Here is a 16449-nt window from a genome sequence, read left to right on the forward strand (position 1 = left end):
AGATCGGGCGACGGCGCGTTTCAAGACCGCGCGCGCGTATATTGCAGATGAATCCGTGTGCCCCTCTATAGCGAACGGGGCTAGATCGCCAGCCCTTCCGTCGTTTCGCCCTTTCCGAGCCAGCCCGTGACAGCCCCCTCTCCTTCTCCCTGGTGGAGCCCGCGCAAGCACCAGGACCGCCGGCCGTTCCTGCTGGCCCGCAACCGGATCACGGCGGCGGTGCGCGACTGGTTCGAAAGCCGCGGCTTCCTGGAGATCGACGCCGCCTGCCTGCAGGTCTCGCCCGGCAACGAGGCGCACCTGCACGCCTTCTCGACCGAAGCGATCACCCTGGCCGGCGAGCGCGCGGCCCTGCACCTGCACACCTCGCCGGAGTTCGCCTGCAAGAAGCTGCTGGCGGCGGGGGAAGAGCGGATCTTCAGCCTGGGCAAGGTGTGGCGAAACCGGGAACGGGGTCCGCTGCACCATCCGGAGTTCACCATGCTGGAGTGGTATCGGGTCGGGCAGCCCTACGAGACCCTGATGGACGACTGCGCGGCCCTGCTGGCCCTGGCGGCGGAGACGGCGGGGACCCGGCTGTTCTCGTTCCGGGGCCTGGACTGCGATCCGTTCGCGCAGCCCGAGCGGCTGACGGTGGCCGAAGCCTTCGAGCGCCATGCGGGCGTCGACTTGCTGGCCAGCTTTGGCGAGGGCGGTGAGACCGATCGCGACGCCCTGGCGGCCTCGGCCACGGCGGCGGGAATCCGGGTGTCGGCCGACGACACCTGGGCCGACGTCTTCAGCCGGGTGATCGTCGAGAAGGTCGAGCCCAACCTCGGGATCGGCAGGGCGACCGTGCTGTGCGAATATCCTACGGCCGAGGCGGCCCTGGCGCGGCCCAAGCCGGGCGATCCGCGCGTTGCCGAGCGCTTCGAGCTCTATGCTTGCGGAGTGGAGCTGGCCAACGCCTTCGGCGAACTGACCGACGCGGCCGAACAGCGCCGGCGGTTCGTGGCCGAGATGGACGAGAAGCAGAGAGTCTACGGCGAGCGCTATCCGATCGACGACGACTTCCTGGCGGCCCTGGAGCACATGCCGCCCGCCGCCGGCTCGGCCCTGGGCTTCGATCGCCTGGTGCTGCTGGCCACCGGCGCGCGGCGCATCGACGAGGTGCTGTGGGTTCCGGTGGCGGAGGTCTGAGCGATCTTTTTCAGGCGGAATGTCGGTTCCGTCGGCGGCTGGGCGTCCTATGGTCCGGACAGACGCGGAAAGGGAGAGCCGCCATGAAGATCGTCACCAGCCTGAGCTTCAAGGGTGAATGCCGCCAGGCCTTCGAGTTCTATGCCCAGGTGCTGGGCGGCAAGGTCACGGCCGCCATGCCGTTCGGCGACGGCCCGCCCGACATGCCGATCGATCCGAAATACAAGGACTGGCTGATGCACTGCTGGCTGGACGTCGGCGACCAGGCGCTGATGGGCGCCGACCTGCCGCCCGAGTTCGCCCCCAACATCGACAAGCCCAAGAACGGCTTCGACGTCACCTTCCACACGGACGACGCCGCCGAAGCCAGGCGGGTGTTCGAGGCCCTGGCCGAGGGCGGCAAGGTGGGCATGCCGTTCGCGGCCACCTTCTGGTCGCCGGGCTACGGCAGCCTGACCGACAGGTTCGGCATCCCGTGGATGATCAACACCGTGCCCGGCGCGGATTGGAAGCCGGGGCAGTAGCTTCAGCCCCTCAAAGCTCGTCATCCCGGAAAGCCCACAGGGCTTATCCGGGACCCAGGGGGACTGGGCGCGGCGGAGGGTTCCTCCCCAGGCGGTGGCCAGCGCCGTGTGGCGGCCCCTGGGTCCCGGCTCTCCGCGCTGCGCGCTACGGCCGGGATGACGACTGAGGGGTGTCAGCCTCCCGCCCCACCTCGGCCAGCAGCCAGTCGCGCACCTTGAGGATCCGCGCCAGCCGGGGCGCGTCGGCGCGCCAGACGACGTGGTGGCCGGTCTCGACCTCGACCTCGCCGGGGAAGGGGCGCACCAGGCGGCCGTCGCGCAGGTCGCGTTCGGAGAGGCCTTCGCGGGCCAGGGCGACGCCGATCCCTTGCGCGGCGGCGTCGAGCATCACCGAGGTGTCGTCGAAGGCCAGGCCCGTGATCATGGCCGGCGGCTCCAGCCCCATGCCCCGGAACCAGACGGCCCAGTGCACCCCGGTGTGGCGCAGCAGCGGCACGGTCAGCAGATCGGCCGGACAGCTCATCGGGTGCTTTTCGAGGAACCCCGGCGAGCAGACGGGGAACAGCCGCTCGCCCAGCAGCGGGATCGACTCCACGTCGGCCCAGGGGCCGCGCCCGAAGCGCAGGGCGATGTCGACGCCGTCGGTGCGCAGGTCGGCCTTGCGGTCCTCGATGCGCAGCTGCAGGTCGGCCTCGCCGGTGTCGGCGGCCAGGCGGGCCAGGCGCGTGACCAGCCAGCGGCTGGCGAAGGCGGCGGTGGCGCTGACCACCAGCGGCCCTTCGAGGGTCTGGCGGGCGCTCTCGACCCCGGCCTTCAGGATCGACAGGGCCTCGGCCACGTGTTCGGCCAGGCGCCGGGCGGTGGGCGTGGGGACCATGCCGTTGCCCTCGCGCCGGAACAGGGCCGCGCCCAGGTCCTCCTCCAGCTTGCGGATCTGCTGGCTGACCGCGCCGTGGGTGACGTGCAGCTCGTCGGCCGCGCGGCTGTAGCTGCGGTGGCGGTAGGCCGCCTCCAGGGCGACCATGGCGCTGAAGGGCGGAAGGCGCAACGTAACCCATATCCGTTAGCTGGACTCACAACCTGACGCAGAAGCCATCGTTCGTAAAGCCGACGTGGATTTGCGATTGTCTCCCTGCGGCCGCCCTTCCCCGTGACCGCATCTAACAGGATTGAGACGATGAAACTGCTGCTTGCCGGCGGCGCCCTGGCGCTCGCCCTGATCGGCGCGATCGACCGCGCCCCCTCCTCGCCCTTCCGCGCCGAGCCCTGGCCCGGCAGCGTGCCGGTGCACAGCCCGAGGTGAGCCCGCTCTTTCCCACGTCATCGCCGCCGCCCGGCGCGGCGGTTCAACCGGCCGCCTTGGTCAGGACGTAGCTGTCGCTTGGCCCAACGGCTCCGTCGAGCTGGGGTCGCGCCTCCCAGTTGGCGAGCGTCGTCTCGTAGCGAAGCCCAGCCTTGCGAAGAACGGCTGCGGACGCGGTGTTGCCGGGATGGCAGGTCGCCCAAACGCGAAAGATCGCCGGCTGGGCGATCGCCCATGAGACCACGGCGGCGGCGGCCTCGCTGGCGAACCCGCGCCCCCAGAACGGCTCTCCAAGGATGTACCCGAAATCGGCCCTGGGCGCTGAAAGGCGAAGCTCGAGCACGCCCATGAACGCCTTGACGTCCCACCTGTCGGTGATCGCCCATGGGAAGGCCGCCCCCGAGATCCAGCATGCTTCGCAGCGTTCGGCGAAGGCCAGGCTCTCGGCGACATCGCCGTGACGCTTGAAGGGCATGAAGCGTGTCGGCGCGACCTCGCCGGCATAGGTCGTGAAGATTTGTTCGGCGTCCGCGGCCCTGACGGGACGGAGGCGTAACCGGTTGGTGAGCAACTCTTCTGGCGGCCGCATGCGCCGATGATGCTGACTTGCGGGCGCGCCCGCAATCTACTCTGACCGGGTTCGGGCCCGCCATCTCCAGGATCGCCGGCGACGACGGATTTTCCCGGTTCAGATACGCAGAACAACGAGACCGTAGGAGCGGAGCCGGCCACGCCCCTCCGCCGCATTTGCCAACCTCGCCCGTTCGGCGCATATCCCCGGCGATCATGATCGCCGCCAAGACCATCCGCAGCGCCAGGGCCCTGGCGGACGCCGGCCTCGTCGCCGCCGAACGCCTGCCGGCGCTGGAGCGCGTGGCCGCCCAGTACGCGGTGGCCATCACGCCCGACATGGCCCAGCTGATCGACGAGGCCGACCCGTTCGACCCGATCGCCCGCCAGTTCGTGGCCACCGAAGCCGAGCTGACCACCCTGCCCGCCGAGAGCGCCGACCCGATCGGCGACTTCGCCCATAGCCCGGTCGAGGGGATCGTCCACCGATACCCCGATCGCGTGCTGCTGAAGCCGACCCACACCTGCGCGGTCTATTGCCGGTTCTGCTTCCGCCGCGAGATGGTCGGCCCCGAGGGGCTGAAGACCCTGTCGCCGGCCGAGCTGGACGAAGCCTTCGCCTATGTCGCCGCTCGCCCGCAGATCTGGGAGGTGATCGTCACCGGCGGCGATCCCTTCGTGCTGTCGCCGCGCCGCCTCGCCGACCTGATGGACCGGCTGGAGGCGATCGAGCACGTCAAGGTCGTGCGCTTCCACACCCGCATTCCCTCCGTCGATCCGGAAGCGGTGACGCCCGAACTGGTGGCGGCGCTGAAGCGCGGCTCCAAGGCGGTCTATGTCGCCTTGCACGCCAACCACGCCCGCGAACTGACGCCGGCCGCCCGCGCCGCCTGCGCGCGGCTGGTGGACGCCGGCGTGCCGATGATCGGCCAGACCGTGCTGCTGAAGGGCGTCAACGACGATCCCGAGAGCCTGGGCGCGCTGATGCGGGCGCTCGTGGAGACGCGGATCAAACCCTACTACCTGCACCAGGGCGATCTGGCCCCCGGCACCAGCCACCTGCGCACCTCGGTCGAGGAAGGCCAGGCGCTGATGAAGGCCATCCGCGGCCGCTATTCGGGCCTGTGCCAGCCGACCTACGTGCTCGACATCCCCGACGGCCACGGCAAGGTTCCGATCGGCCCCACCTATCTGGACGACGGTGCGGTCGAAGACCCGCGCGGCCAGACCCACGCCTATCCCCCGAAAGCCGACTGACCCCATGGCCTGGACCCGCACCTACGACGAGGCCGAGCCTCAGCGCGTCAACAAGTGGCTGGCCCAGAGCGGGGTCTGCTCGCGCCGCGAGGCCGAAGCCCTGATCGGCCAGGGCCTGGTGACGATCGACGGCGAGGTCGTGGAAGACGCCGGCCGCAAGATCCTGCCCGGCCAGACCCTGGTGCTGAACGACGGCGCGACCAAGCAGCTGGGCGCTGCGATGACGGTGATGATCCACAAGCCGATCGGCATCGTCTCGTCCCAGCCGGAAGGCGAGCAGATCCCGGCCGTGCGCCTGCTGACCAGGGCCGCCCAGTTCGGCCAGCCCGGCCCCGTGCCCGGCCGCGACAGCAAGCTGGCCCCGGTGGGACGGCTCGACATGGACTCCCGGGGCCTGCTGATCCTGTCCGAGGACGGGGTGGTGGCCAAGGCGGTGATCGGTCCGGAATCAACGCTGGAGAAGGAATACCGCGTCCGGGTGCGCGGCGAGCTGACCCGCGAGAAGATCGACTGGCTGCGTCACGGCCTGGAGCTGGACGGCCGCAAGCTCAAGCGCGCCGTCGTCGACCGCCTGGGCCAGGAAACCCTGCGCTTCGTACTGACCGAAGGCCGCAACCGCCAGATCCGCCGGATGTGCGACCTGGTCGAGCTGGACGTCATCGACCTGTTCCGTTACCGCGTCGGCCCGATAGAACTGGGCGACCTGCCCGAAGGCCGCTGGCGCCCGCTGACGGCGGCCGAGCGCGAGGCGCTGATCAAGGGCTGAGGCCCTCTCCGCCTTACCCCGCTGTCCAGGCGAGAAGCGTTACCGAAGTTTCAGTTGTCCGCAGGCCGCGGGCGCCCGAGCTTCCGCCCATGCTTCTCCGCTTCTCCCCCGCCCTGGTTCTCGCCGCCGCGATCCTCGCCAACAGCTCTTCGGCCTTCGCCCAGACGGCCGAGGACTTCAAAGCCGACGCGCTGTCGATCGACCGGCTGATCGAAGACAACTACGCCTATCTCGACCGCTTTCCGTCAGGAGCGGCGCCGTCGAGCCCGCGACTCCGCGCCGAGGCCGAGGCGGTTCGCGACTCGCGCTCGCTGACCCGCTACGCCGAGCGCCGCCTGGCGGCGCTGGCCGACCCGCACGCGATCACGAGCCGCTCCTTCAACGACAGCTGGGCGCTGGTTCCCAGCTATTCCGACCTCTGGATCGAACAGGACGCCGGCGGCTATCGCGTCACGGCCGTCCGCCCGGACACGCCGGCGGCCACGGCGGCCGTGGCGATCGGCGATCGCCTGCTGGAGGTCGACCATGCGCCGACGGCGGAGGCCGTGGCGGCCTTCTGGCGCGACCTTGGGGTCGAGGTTCCGCCGGATGGCGCGGGCTATGCGGCGCGGCAACTGGCGGCGGGGCGTCGCGACCGGCCGCGCGTGCTGACCATCCGCAAGGCGTCGGGCGAGGTGCGGACGGTGAGCCTGCCGAGCCTCTACGCCACGCCGCGCCAGGACCGGCCGCCGGTCACCGTCGAACGCGGCGGCAAGGCGCTGACCATCCGGTTCAACGACTCCCTGGGCGACGACGCCACGATTGCGGCCTTCGACCAGGCGATGGCGCAGGCCCGCCCCGGCGAGACCGTCATTCTCGACCTGACCGAGACGCCGAGCGGCGGCAACACGGTGGTCGCGCGTGCGGTGATGGGCTGGTTCGTCTCGTCGGCGCGGCCCTATCAGGTGCACCGGCTGATCGCCGAGGAGCGCCAGAGCGGCGTGCCGCGCCAGTGGATCGAGGAGGTGCTGCCCCGCGCGGGCCGTCATCATTCCGGTCCGGTGAAGGTGCGGGTCGGGCGCTGGACCGGCAGCATGGGCGAAGGCCTGGCGATCGGCCTGGACGCGATCGGCGCCAAGGTCTCGGGATGTCCGATGGCCGGCCTGCGGGGGGCGGTCTACGACTACCGCCTGGACCATTCCGGTCTGGTCCTGAAGCTGCCGACCGAGCGCCTGTCGAGCGTCGGCGGCGTTCGAAGGGAAGACTTCGCCTGCAAGCCCTGAAGGCGCTTTTCGCCGATCCTAGTCATGGACCGGAACTAAACGGGCGATTGAACTCGCGCCTGTACCGAAACTTTCCGCCCATTTTTGCAAGTTCGCCGGACGCCGTTTCAAAGCGGCAACATCGCCGCCACTTCGCATTGCTAGCCGTGCGGTCCCCTCAATTTCGGAGACCGACATGAAAGCCGTTCTCGCCGCGATCGCCCTGAGCCTCGCCGCCGCCTCTTCCGCCCCCGCCCTGGCCCAGGGTCACGACCAGCACGGCGCCCAGGCGCCGGCCGCTCAGCAGCCGCAACAGCAGCGCCACGACGCCAAGCCGGGCAAGGAATCCAAGCAGGAACGCCACGTCCGCGCCTGCAAGGCCAAGTACCGCAACTACGACGTCAAGCGCGACGCCTATCGCGGTCAGGGCGGTAAATGGATCAAATGCCGCCTCTAGCAGTTTAGCTTGAGCATCGGGTCGCCAGCGTCGGCGACCCGACATTTCCTACCCTCGCCTATACCCGACCATCTTCGCCGCCCGCCCGCGCCCAGAGGCCGTCCATGACCGAATCCAGCCCGTCCTACTCCGCCCGCAAGCCCAGCCGTCGGGCGCGGATCATCGGCGGCGCCGTCGCCGTGGCGGCCCTGGCGGGCGTCGGCGTCCTGGCCTGGACCCTGCTGCACAACGGCGGCCAGGGCGGCGGCGACATGGGTGGACCCGGTGGTCCCGGCGGCCCGGGCGGCGGCGGCGGTCGTCGCGGCGGTCCGGCCAGCACCGTGGCGGTGGCGACGGCGGCCAAGGCCGACCTGCCGGTGGTGATCGAGGCCCTGGGCACCGTGACCCCGGCGGCGACCGTGACGGTCAAGCCGCAGGTCTCGGGCGTCATCACCCAGGTGCTGTTCCGCGAGGGCCAGTTGGTCCAGGCCGGCCAGACCCTGGTGCAGATCGATCCCCGGCCGTTCCAGATGAGCCTGATGGAAGCGCAGGGCAACCTGACCCGCGACGAGGCCCAGCTGTCGGTCGCCCAGCTGACCCTGAAGCGCTACCAGACCTTGCTGGCCCAGGACTCCATCGCCCGCCAGGAGGTCGACACCCAGGCCGCGACGGTCAAGCAGCTGGAAGGCACCGTGATGGCCGACCGCGCCGCCGTCGGCACCGCGCGGCTGAACCTCGGCTTCGCCCGCATCGTCGCCCCGGTCAGCGGCCGGGTGGGCCTGCGCGTGGTCGATGTCGGCAACTACATCGCCTCGGGCGACAGCAGCGGCGTGGCGGTGATCACCACCCTGTCGCCGATCGACGTGGAATTCACCGTCCCGCAGGACGACGTGCCGCGCATCTCGCAGCGGGTGTTCGGCGGCGCGACCCTGCCGGTCACCGTGCTCGACCGCACCCGCACCAACACCCTGGACCAGGGCACGTTCTCGACCCTCGACAACCTGGTCGACACCGGCACCGGCACGGTGAAGGGCAAGGCCCGCTTCCCCAACACCGGCGGCAAGCTGTTCCCCAGCCAGTTCGTCAATGTCCGCATCCAGCTCGACACCCTGAAGGACGCCATCGTCGTGCCGGCCACGGCCGTGCGCCAGGGCTCGGACGGCTCGTTCGTCTGGAAGCTGAAGAGCGACCAGACCGTCACCAAGACCAAGGTCACGACCGGCCAGGCGACCACCACCCAGGTGGCGGTCACGCAGGGCCTCGCCATCGGCGACAAGGTGATCACCGAGGGCGGCGACCGCCTGACCGAAGGCGGCAAGGTTCAGCTGCCGGGCCAGGTGCAGCGTCAAGGCGCGGGCAAGGGCAAGAAGGGCGAACAAGGCAAGGGCGGCGAAGGCCGCCGGCGTCCGGAATAGACCGGAAGCCGCCCCATGAACCCCTCGCGTCCCTTCATCCAGCGGCCGGTCGCCACGGCCCTGTTCATGGCGGCCATCGTTCTGGCCGGCCTGGTCGGCTTCAAGCTGCTGCCGCTGTCGGCCCTGCCGGAGGTGGATTACCCCACCATCCAGGTCCAGACCCTGTACCCGGGCGCGAGCCCCGAGGTGATGAGCCAGACCGTCACCGCCCCGCTGGAAAAGCAGCTGGGCGAGATGTCGGGCCTGACCCGCATGAGCTCGGTCAGCACGGCCGGCGCCAGCATCATCACCTTGCAGTTCGGCCTGGGCGAGACCCTCGACGTCGCCGAGCAGGAAGTGCAGGCGGCGATGAACGCGGCGGACTCGCTGCTGCCGGCCGACCTGCCCGCCCCGCCGACCTACGCCAAGGTCAATCCGGCCGACGCGCCGGTGCTGACCCTGGCGATCACGTCCGACACCCTGCCGCTGACCGAGGTGCAGAACCTCGTGAACACCCGCCTGGCCCAGAAGATCAGCCAGGTCTCGGGCGTGGGCCTGGTGTCGCTCAGCGGCGGCCAGAAGCCGGCGATCCGCATCCAGGCCGACACCCAGGCCATGGCCTCGTATGGCCTGACCCTGTCGAACCTCGAGACCGCGATCAGCAACGCCAACGCCAACAGCGCCAAGGGCAGCTTCGACGGCCCGACCCGCACCTACACGATCAACGCCAACGACCAGTTGCTGACGGTCGACGACTATCTGGACCTCGTCGTCACCTACAAGAACGAGGCCCCGATCCGCATCCGCGACGTGGCCAGCGTGGTGCAGAGCGCCGAGAACACCCGCCTGGGCGCCTGGGCCGGCAAGACCCCGTCGATCATCGTCAACGTCCAGCGCCAGCCGGGCGCCAACGTCATCAAGACGGTCGACGCCATCAAGGCCAAGCTGCCCGAGCTTCAAGCGGGTTTGCCCGCCACCCTGAAAGTCGAGGTGCTGGCAGACCGCACCACCGGCATCCGCGCCTCGGTCCACCACGTGGAGATGGAGCTGGTGCTGGCCGTGGTGATGGTCGTGCTGGTGATCTTCTTCTTCCTGCACAGCCTGCGCGCCACGATCATCGCCAGCCTGGCCGTGCCGATCTCGCTGATCGGCTCGTGCGGGGTGATGTACCTGCTGGGCTTCTCGCTCAACAACCTGTCCCTGATGGCCCTGACCATCGCGACCGGCTTCGTCGTCGACGACGCCATCGTCATGATCGAGAACATCATCCGCCACATGGAGCGGGGCGAGAAACCGATGCAGGCGGCGCTGAAGGGCGCGCGCGAGATCGGCTTCACGATCATCTCGCTGACCATCTCGCTGATCGCCGTGCTGATCCCGCTGCTGTTCATGGGCGATGTGGTCGGGCGCCTGTTCCGCGAGTTCGCCATCACCCTGTCGATCACCATCCTGATCTCGGCCGTGGTGTCGCTGACCCTGACGCCGATGCTGTCGGCCCGCTGGCTGAAGAGCCACGAGGACGAGGAAGAAAAGCCCAACAGCGTCGGCAAGAAGGCCCAGGCGCTGTTCGAGAAGATCGAGGGCCGCTACGAGGTCGCCCTGGCCTGGGTCATGGCCCGCCAGAAGGCCACCCTGGTCGTCGCCGTCGCCACCCTGGTGCTGACCGGCGTGCTGTACATGGTCATCCCCAAGGGCCTGTTCCCGACCCAGGACACCGGCCAGCTGCAGGCCCGCACCGAGGTCGAGCAGTCGGTGTCGTACGAGCGCATGGCCGGCCTGCAGCAGCAGGCGGCGGAAGCCATCCTGGAGGACCCGGCGGTGGAGAACGTCGCCTCGTTCATCGGGGTCGACGGCGCCAATAACAGCATGCTCCACACCGGCCAGATGCAGATCAACCTGAAGGCCGACCGGTCCGGCTCGCAGGAGAAGATCATGCAGCGGCTGCGCGAGCGCGTGGCCGCCGTGCCGGGCGTGACCCTCTATCTCCAGCCGACCCAGGACCTGACCATCGACGCCGAAAGCGGCCCGACCCAGTACCGCCTGTCGCTGGAAGGCGCCGACACCGCCACGGTCAAGGAATGGGCCGGCAAGCTGGCCGCGAAACTGGCCGAGGTGAAGGCCGTCCGTAACGTCTACAGCGACGCCTCGGCCACCGGTTCGGCCGCCTATATCGACATCGACCGCGACACCGCCGCGCGTCTTTCGATCACCGCCTCGGACATCGACGACGCCCTCTACAGCGCCTTTGGCCAGCGGATCGTCTCGACCATCTTCACCGAGACCAACCAGTACCGGGTGATCCTGGAGGCCAAGCCTGGCCTGCTGACCGACCCGGCCTCGCTGGGCAATCTCAACCTCAAGACCGGCGGCGGCTCGCCCGCCCCCCTGGCGGCCTTCTCGACCATCAAGGAAAAGCAGGCGCCGCTGCAGGTGACCCACGTCGCCCAGTTCCCGGCCACCACCATCGGCTTCGACACCGCCCCCGGCGTGTCGCTGGGCCATGCGGTGGACGAGGTGCGCAAGGCGATGAAGGACATTGGCATGCCCACGTCGGTGACCCACACCTTCCTGGGCGCGGCCGGGGCCTACGAGAACTCGCTGAGCAACCAGCTGTGGCTGATCCTGGCGGCCGTGGTCTGCGTCTACATCGTGCTGGGCGTGCTCTACGAGAGCTACATCCACCCGCTGACCATCCTGTCGACCCTGCCGTCGGCGGGCGTCGGGGCGCTGCTGGCGCTGTGGGTGACGGGCAATGACCTGGGCGTGATCGGGATCATCGGCATCATCCTGCTGATCGGCATCGTCAAGAAGAACGCGATCATGATGATCGACTTCGCGATCGAGGCCGAACGCAACGAGGGCAAGTCGCCCGAGAAGGCGATCTTCCAGGCCGCCATCCTGCGCTTCCGCCCGATCCTAATGACCACGCTGGCGGCCCTGTTCGCCGCCGTGCCGCTGATGCTGGGCTTCGGCGAAGGCGCCGAGCTGCGCCGTCCGCTGGGCATCGCCATCTTCGGCGGCCTGCTGGTCAGCCAGCTGCTGACCATGTTCACCACGCCGGTCGTCTATCTCGCCTTCGACCGCCTGGCGCCCAGCGCCAAGGGCCGCCGCGAGGACGGGAACGCCGACGAGGGCCGGGTCGAGCGTCCGCTGCCGGGGCTGCCGTCATGAACCTGTCGGCGCCCTTCATCCGCCGGCCGGTGGCCACGGTCCTGCTGACCGTCGGCCTGGCCATGGCCGGGATCTTCGGCTTCTTCGTGCTGCCGGTCTCGCCCCTGCCGCAGGTGGACTATCCGACCATCGCGGTGTCGGCCAGCCTGTCGGGGGCCAGCCCCGAGACCATGGCCTCCAGCGTCGCCACGCCGCTGGAACGGCGCCTCGGCGTGATCTCCGGCGTCAACGAGATGACCTCGCAGAGCTCGTCGGGCTCGACGCGGGTGACCCTGCAGTTCGACCTCAACCGCAAGATCGACGGCGCCGCCCGCGAGGTGCAGGCGGCCATCAACGCCACGCGCGCCGACCTGCCGGCGACGCTGAAGAGCAACCCGACCTACAGCAAGATGAACCCGTCGGACTCGCCGGTGATCATCCTGGCCCTGACCTCGGACACCAAGACGCCGGGCCAGATCTACGACGCGGTGTCGAACATCGTCTCGCAGCGCGTCTCGCAGGTTCAGGGCGTCGGCGGGGTCGAGATCGGCGGCGGCTCGCTGCCGGCCGTGCGGATCTCGGTCAATCCGTTCCTGCTCAACAAGTACGGGGTGAGCCTGGAGGACGTGCGCGCCTCGATCCAGGCGGCCAACGCCAACCGCCCCAAGGGCGCCCTCGAAGGCGACGGCAAGCGCTACCAGATCTACACCTCGAGCAGCGGCCGCACGGCGGCCGACTACGCCGGCCTGCTGGTGGCCTGGCGCGGCGACGCCGGCGTCAAGCTGTCGGACGTGGCCGACGTCAAGGACAGCGTCGCCAACACCCGGACGCTCGGCCTGTTCAACGGCAAGCCGGCGATCATCGTGCTGATCACCCGCCAGCCGGGCGCCAACATCATCGAGACCGTCGACAGCGTGCGCGAGGCCCTGCCCGAGCTGCGCGCCCAGCTGCCCAGCGACATCAGCGTGCAGGTGGCCAGCGACAGCACCAACTCGATCCGCTCGTCGCTGAAGGAGATCGAGATCACCCTGCTGATCTCGATCATCCTGGTGGTGCTGGTGGTCAGCGCCTTCCTGCGCAGCGCCCGGGCGACCTTCATCCCGACGGCGGCGACCATCGTCTCGCTGCTGGGCACGTTCGGCGTGATGTATCTGCTGGGCTTCTCGCTCAACAACCTGTCCCTGATGGCCATCACCGTGGCGACTGGGTTCGTCGTCGACGACGCCATCGTCGTGCTGGAGAACACCCAGCGCCACATCGAGGCGGGGATGGACCGCTTCAAGGCCGCCGTGCTGGGCGCGCGCGAGGTGGGCTTCACCGTGCTGTCGATCAGCGTCTCTCTGGTCGCGGTGTTCATCCCGCTGCTGTTCATGGGCGGCCAGGTGGGGCGTCTGTTCCGCGAGTTCGCCGTCACCCTGTCGGCGGCGGTGCTGATCTCGCTGGTCATCAGCCTGACGACCACGCCGATGATGTGCGCCTACCTGCTGCGCGCCCGCCCCGAAGGTCACCAGGAAGGCCGCATCGCCCGCGCCTTCGAGCGGCTGTTCGACCGCGTCCAGCGGCTCTACGCCCGCAGCCTGGACTGGGCCCTGGCGGCCAAGCCGCTGGTGCTGATGATCCTGATCGCGGTCATCGGCATGACCATCTGGCTCTATATCGCCGTGCCCAAGGGCTTCTTCCCCCAGCAGGACAGCGGCCAGCTGATGGCCGGCATGCGCGCCGACGAAAGCGTCTCCTCGCAAGTCATGCAGGCCAAGCTGCGGACCGTGGTCGACATCATCCGCAAGGACCCGGCCGTCGACACCGTGGTCGGATTCACCGGCGGCAACCGCTCGGGCGGCGGCTTCATGTTCGTCAACCTCAAGCCCGTCTCCGAGCGCAAGGACAAGGGCAGCGCCGTCATCGCCCGCCTGCGGCCGCAACTGCAAAAGGTCACCGGCCTGTCGATCTTCCTCAACCCCGTGCAGGACGTGCGGATGGGCGGTCGGTCGAGCAACTCGACCTACCAGTACACCCTGACCAGCGACTCCAGCGCCGCCCTCAAGGAGTGGGCGCCCAAGCTGGCCGAGGCGATGAAGGAGCATTCCGACGTCATGACCGACGTCGACAGCGACCAGTCGGAGAACGGCGTCGAGACCCTGGTCACCATCGACCGCGACAGCGCCTCGCGCATGGGCGTCACCCCCAAGGCCGTGGACAACGCGCTCTACAACGCCTTTGGCCAGCGCCAGGTCGCCACCATCTACGAGGACGTCAACCAGTACGGCGTGATCCTGGAGTGGAACCAGAAGTTCGCCCAGGGCCCCGAGGCGCTGAACGACGTCTATGTGCCGACCAGCACCAGCAGCACGACCACCACGGCCAGCACCAGCGGGGCGTCGGTCAATCCGTCGCTGCGCGACGCCTCGACGGGCTCGACGCTGAACACCTCGGCCACGCCGATGACGCCGCTGATGGCCATCGCCAGCGTCTCGCAGAACGCCACCCCGACCTCGGTAAACCACCAGAACGGCGAGCTGGCGACCACCGTGTCGTTCAACCTGCCCGACGGGGTGTCGCTGTCGCAGGCCCAGGCGGCCATCACCCAGGCCGAGGCCGACATCGGCCTGCCGACCAGCGTGCGCGGCAGCTTCCAGGGCAGCGCCCGCAGCTACAACGAGCAGATGAAGCAGCAGCCCTATCTGATCGCCGCGGCGCTGGTGGCGATCTACATCGTGCTGGGCATCCTCTACGAAAGCTACGTCCACCCGGTGACGGTGCTGTCGACCCTGCCCGCCGCCGGCGTCGGGGCGGTGCTGGCCCTGCTGCTGTTCGGCATGGAGTTCTCGATCATCGCGCTGATCGGGGTGTTCCTGCTGCTGGGCATCGTCAAGAAGAACGCCATCCTGATCATCGACTTCGCCCTGGAAGCCCAGCGGGCCCGGGGGCTGACGGCGCTGGAGGCGGTGCGCGAGGCCAGCCTGCTGCGCTTCCGCCCGATCCTGATGACGACCCTGGCCGCCGCCCTGGGCGCCCTGCCCCTGGCCATCGGCTTTGGCGAAGGCGCCGAACTGCGCCGGCCGCTGGGCATCACCATCATCGGCGGCCTGATCGCCAGCCAGCTGCTGACCCTCATCACCACCCCGGTCGTCTACGTCTACATGGACCGCCTGCGCGGCAAGCGGCGCAAGGACGAGCGCGACCTGACCCACATGCCCGCCCCGCCGGAGCCCGCCCGATGACCGCCCGTATCCTGACTTCGCTTCCCCTGCTCGCGCTCGTCGCGGCCTGCTCGACGACGCCGGCCTACGAGACCCCCAAGCTCGCCTCGCCGACGCCCGCCGCCTGGAAGGCGCTGGACGGCTGGAAGGCCGCCGATCCGGCCGACCACGTCGATCGCGGCGACTGGTGGACCCTGCTGGGCGATCCGCAGCTGGACGCCCTGGCCCAGCGGGTGAAGGTCAACAACCAGACCATCGCCTCGGCCGAGGCCGCCTATCGCCAGGCCCGCGCCCTGGTGAAGGAGCAGCGCGCCTCGCTGTTCCCCGCGATCGACCTGTCGGGTTCCGCGACGAAGACCGGCGGCGGCGGGGCCTCGTCGTCCAGCAAGGGCGAGCGCTACCAGGCCGGCATCGGCGCCAGCTGGGAGCCGGACGTCTGGGGCCGCATCCGCGCCAGCGTCAACAACGCCAAGGCCTCGGCCCAGGCCAGCGCCGCCGACCTGGCCGCCGCCGAGCTGTCGGCCCAAGGCGAACTGGCCACCAACTATCTGGGCCTGCGCCAGACCGACGCCGAGATCGCCCTCGTCCAGGCCACGGTCGAGGGCTACCAGCGGTCCCTGAAGATCACCCAGAACCGCTACGACGCCGGCATCGCCCCACGCTCGGACGTGCTGCAGGCCCAGACCACCTTGGCCAACGCCCAGTCGACGCTGGAGGGTCTGGCCCAGACCCGCGCCACCTACGAGAACGCCGTGGCCGTGCTGGTCGGCGAGCCAGCCAGCAGCTTCACGATCGCCGCCGATCCCAACTGGTCGGCGACCGTGCCGGAAATCCCCGTGGGCCTGCCCTCGACCCTGCTGGAGCGCCGTCCGGACGTCGCCGCCGCCGAGCGCCGCGTGGCCGCCGCCAACGCCGAGATCGGCGTGGCCCGCGCCGCCTATTTCCCGACCTTCACCCTGACCGGCGACGGCTCGAGCAGCGCCACGAAACTGGGCGACCTGTTCGCGGCCTCGACCAACACCTGGTCGCTGGGTCTGGCCGCGGCCCAGACCCTGTTCGACGCCGGGGCCCGCAAGGCCCAGGTGGCCCAGGCCCGCGCCTCGTACGACGCCGCCGCCGCCGACTACCGCCAGACGGCGCTGGAGGCGTTCCAGGACGTCGAGAACCAGCTGACGGCCGTGCGGGTGCTGGAGCGTCAGTACGCCCTCTTGCAGACCGCCTCGACCGCCGCCGACCAGACCGAACAGATGCTGCTGAACCAGTATCGCGCCGGCCAGGTGGCCTATACGGACGTCGTCACCGCCCAGGCCTCGGCCCTGTCGGCCCGGCGCGAGCTGGCCACGGCCCGGGTGTCGCGCCAGGCGGCGGCCGTGGCCCTGGTGCAGGCGCTGGGCGGCGGTTGGACGGGGGTGAAGGAGTAGGGCTGCCC

At 69.7% G+C, this 16449-nt stretch carries 13 protein-coding genes; 11 read left to right on the forward strand and 2 right to left on the reverse strand.

Annotated elements, in window-relative coordinates; translation table 11 throughout:
- Positions 1-126 precede the first annotated feature (126 nt).
- Positions 127-1179, forward strand: a complete 1053-nt coding sequence (epmA, locus tag AC2YHT_RS23755; protein WP_487292303.1) for an EF-P lysine aminoacylase EpmA — start codon at positions 127-129, stop codon at positions 1177-1179.
- Between the two features lie 83 nt (positions 1180-1262).
- On the forward strand, positions 1263-1703 hold the full coding sequence (locus AC2YHT_RS23760; RefSeq protein WP_487292304.1) for a VOC family protein: 441 nt from the start codon (positions 1263-1265) through the stop codon (positions 1701-1703).
- A gap of 145 nt (positions 1704-1848) precedes the next feature.
- Here the strand turns inward: AC2YHT_RS23760 and AC2YHT_RS23765 are convergent, their stop codons facing one another.
- Positions 1849-2751, reverse strand: coding sequence for a LysR substrate-binding domain-containing protein (locus AC2YHT_RS23765; protein WP_487292305.1), 903 nt, complete (start codon positions 2749-2751; stop codon positions 1849-1851).
- A 129-nt stretch (positions 2752-2880) separates the two neighbouring features.
- On the opposite strand from AC2YHT_RS23765, the gene AC2YHT_RS23770 reads away from it, so the two are divergent.
- A complete protein-coding gene (locus AC2YHT_RS23770) occupies positions 2881-3006 on the forward strand; it encodes a hypothetical protein (protein WP_255580250.1) in 126 nt (41 codons plus the stop codon).
- Between the two features lie 43 nt (positions 3007-3049).
- Here the strand turns inward: AC2YHT_RS23770 and AC2YHT_RS23775 are convergent, their stop codons facing one another.
- Entirely contained in the window at positions 3050-3595 is a 546-nt protein-coding gene (locus tag AC2YHT_RS23775) for a GNAT family N-acetyltransferase (protein ID WP_487292306.1), read from the reverse strand.
- 197 nt (positions 3596-3792) lie between these two features.
- On the opposite strand from AC2YHT_RS23775, the gene AC2YHT_RS23780 reads away from it, so the two are divergent.
- The 8 genes from AC2YHT_RS23780 (at position 3793) to AC2YHT_RS23815 (ending at position 16441) form a co-directional block, all read left to right on the forward strand.
- A complete protein-coding gene (locus AC2YHT_RS23780) occupies positions 3793-4833 on the forward strand; it encodes a lysine-2,3-aminomutase-like protein (protein ID WP_487292307.1) in 1041 nt (346 codons plus the stop codon).
- Between the two features lie 4 nt (positions 4834-4837).
- Positions 4838-5599, forward strand: a complete 762-nt coding sequence (locus tag AC2YHT_RS23785; RefSeq protein ID WP_487292308.1) for a pseudouridine synthase — start codon at positions 4838-4840, stop codon at positions 5597-5599.
- Positions 5600-5688: 89 nt separating this feature from the next.
- Positions 5689-6861 carry a S41 family peptidase gene (locus AC2YHT_RS23790; RefSeq protein WP_487292309.1) on the forward strand — a complete coding sequence of 391 codons (1173 nt, stop codon included), beginning with the start codon at positions 5689-5691 and terminating at the stop codon, positions 6859-6861.
- Positions 6862-7036: 175 nt separating this feature from the next.
- On the forward strand, positions 7037-7297 hold the full coding sequence (locus AC2YHT_RS23795; RefSeq protein WP_487292310.1) for a hypothetical protein: 261 nt from the start codon (positions 7037-7039) through the stop codon (positions 7295-7297).
- Between the two features lie 104 nt (positions 7298-7401).
- Positions 7402-8691: an efflux RND transporter periplasmic adaptor subunit gene (locus AC2YHT_RS23800; RefSeq protein ID WP_487292311.1), complete on the forward strand. Its 1290-nt coding sequence runs from the start codon at positions 7402-7404 to the stop codon at positions 8689-8691.
- A gap of 15 nt (positions 8692-8706) precedes the next feature.
- Positions 8707-11841, forward strand: coding sequence for a multidrug efflux RND transporter permease subunit (locus AC2YHT_RS23805; protein WP_487292312.1), 3135 nt, complete (start codon positions 8707-8709; stop codon positions 11839-11841).
- Positions 11838-15041 (forward strand): efflux RND transporter permease subunit, encoded by a 3204-nt coding sequence (locus AC2YHT_RS23810; RefSeq protein ID WP_487292313.1) that lies wholly within the window; start codon positions 11838-11840, stop codon positions 15039-15041. The genes AC2YHT_RS23805 and AC2YHT_RS23810 overlap by 4 nt, the downstream gene beginning before the upstream one ends.
- Positions 15038-16441, forward strand: a complete 1404-nt coding sequence (locus AC2YHT_RS23815; protein ID WP_487292314.1) for an efflux transporter outer membrane subunit — start codon at positions 15038-15040, stop codon at positions 16439-16441. Before AC2YHT_RS23810 ends, AC2YHT_RS23815 begins: the two co-directional genes overlap by 4 nt.
- The last annotated feature ends 8 nt before the right edge of the window (positions 16442-16449 follow it).

The sequence above is a fragment of the Caulobacter sp. SRI_008 genome, from assembly GCF_057586355.1.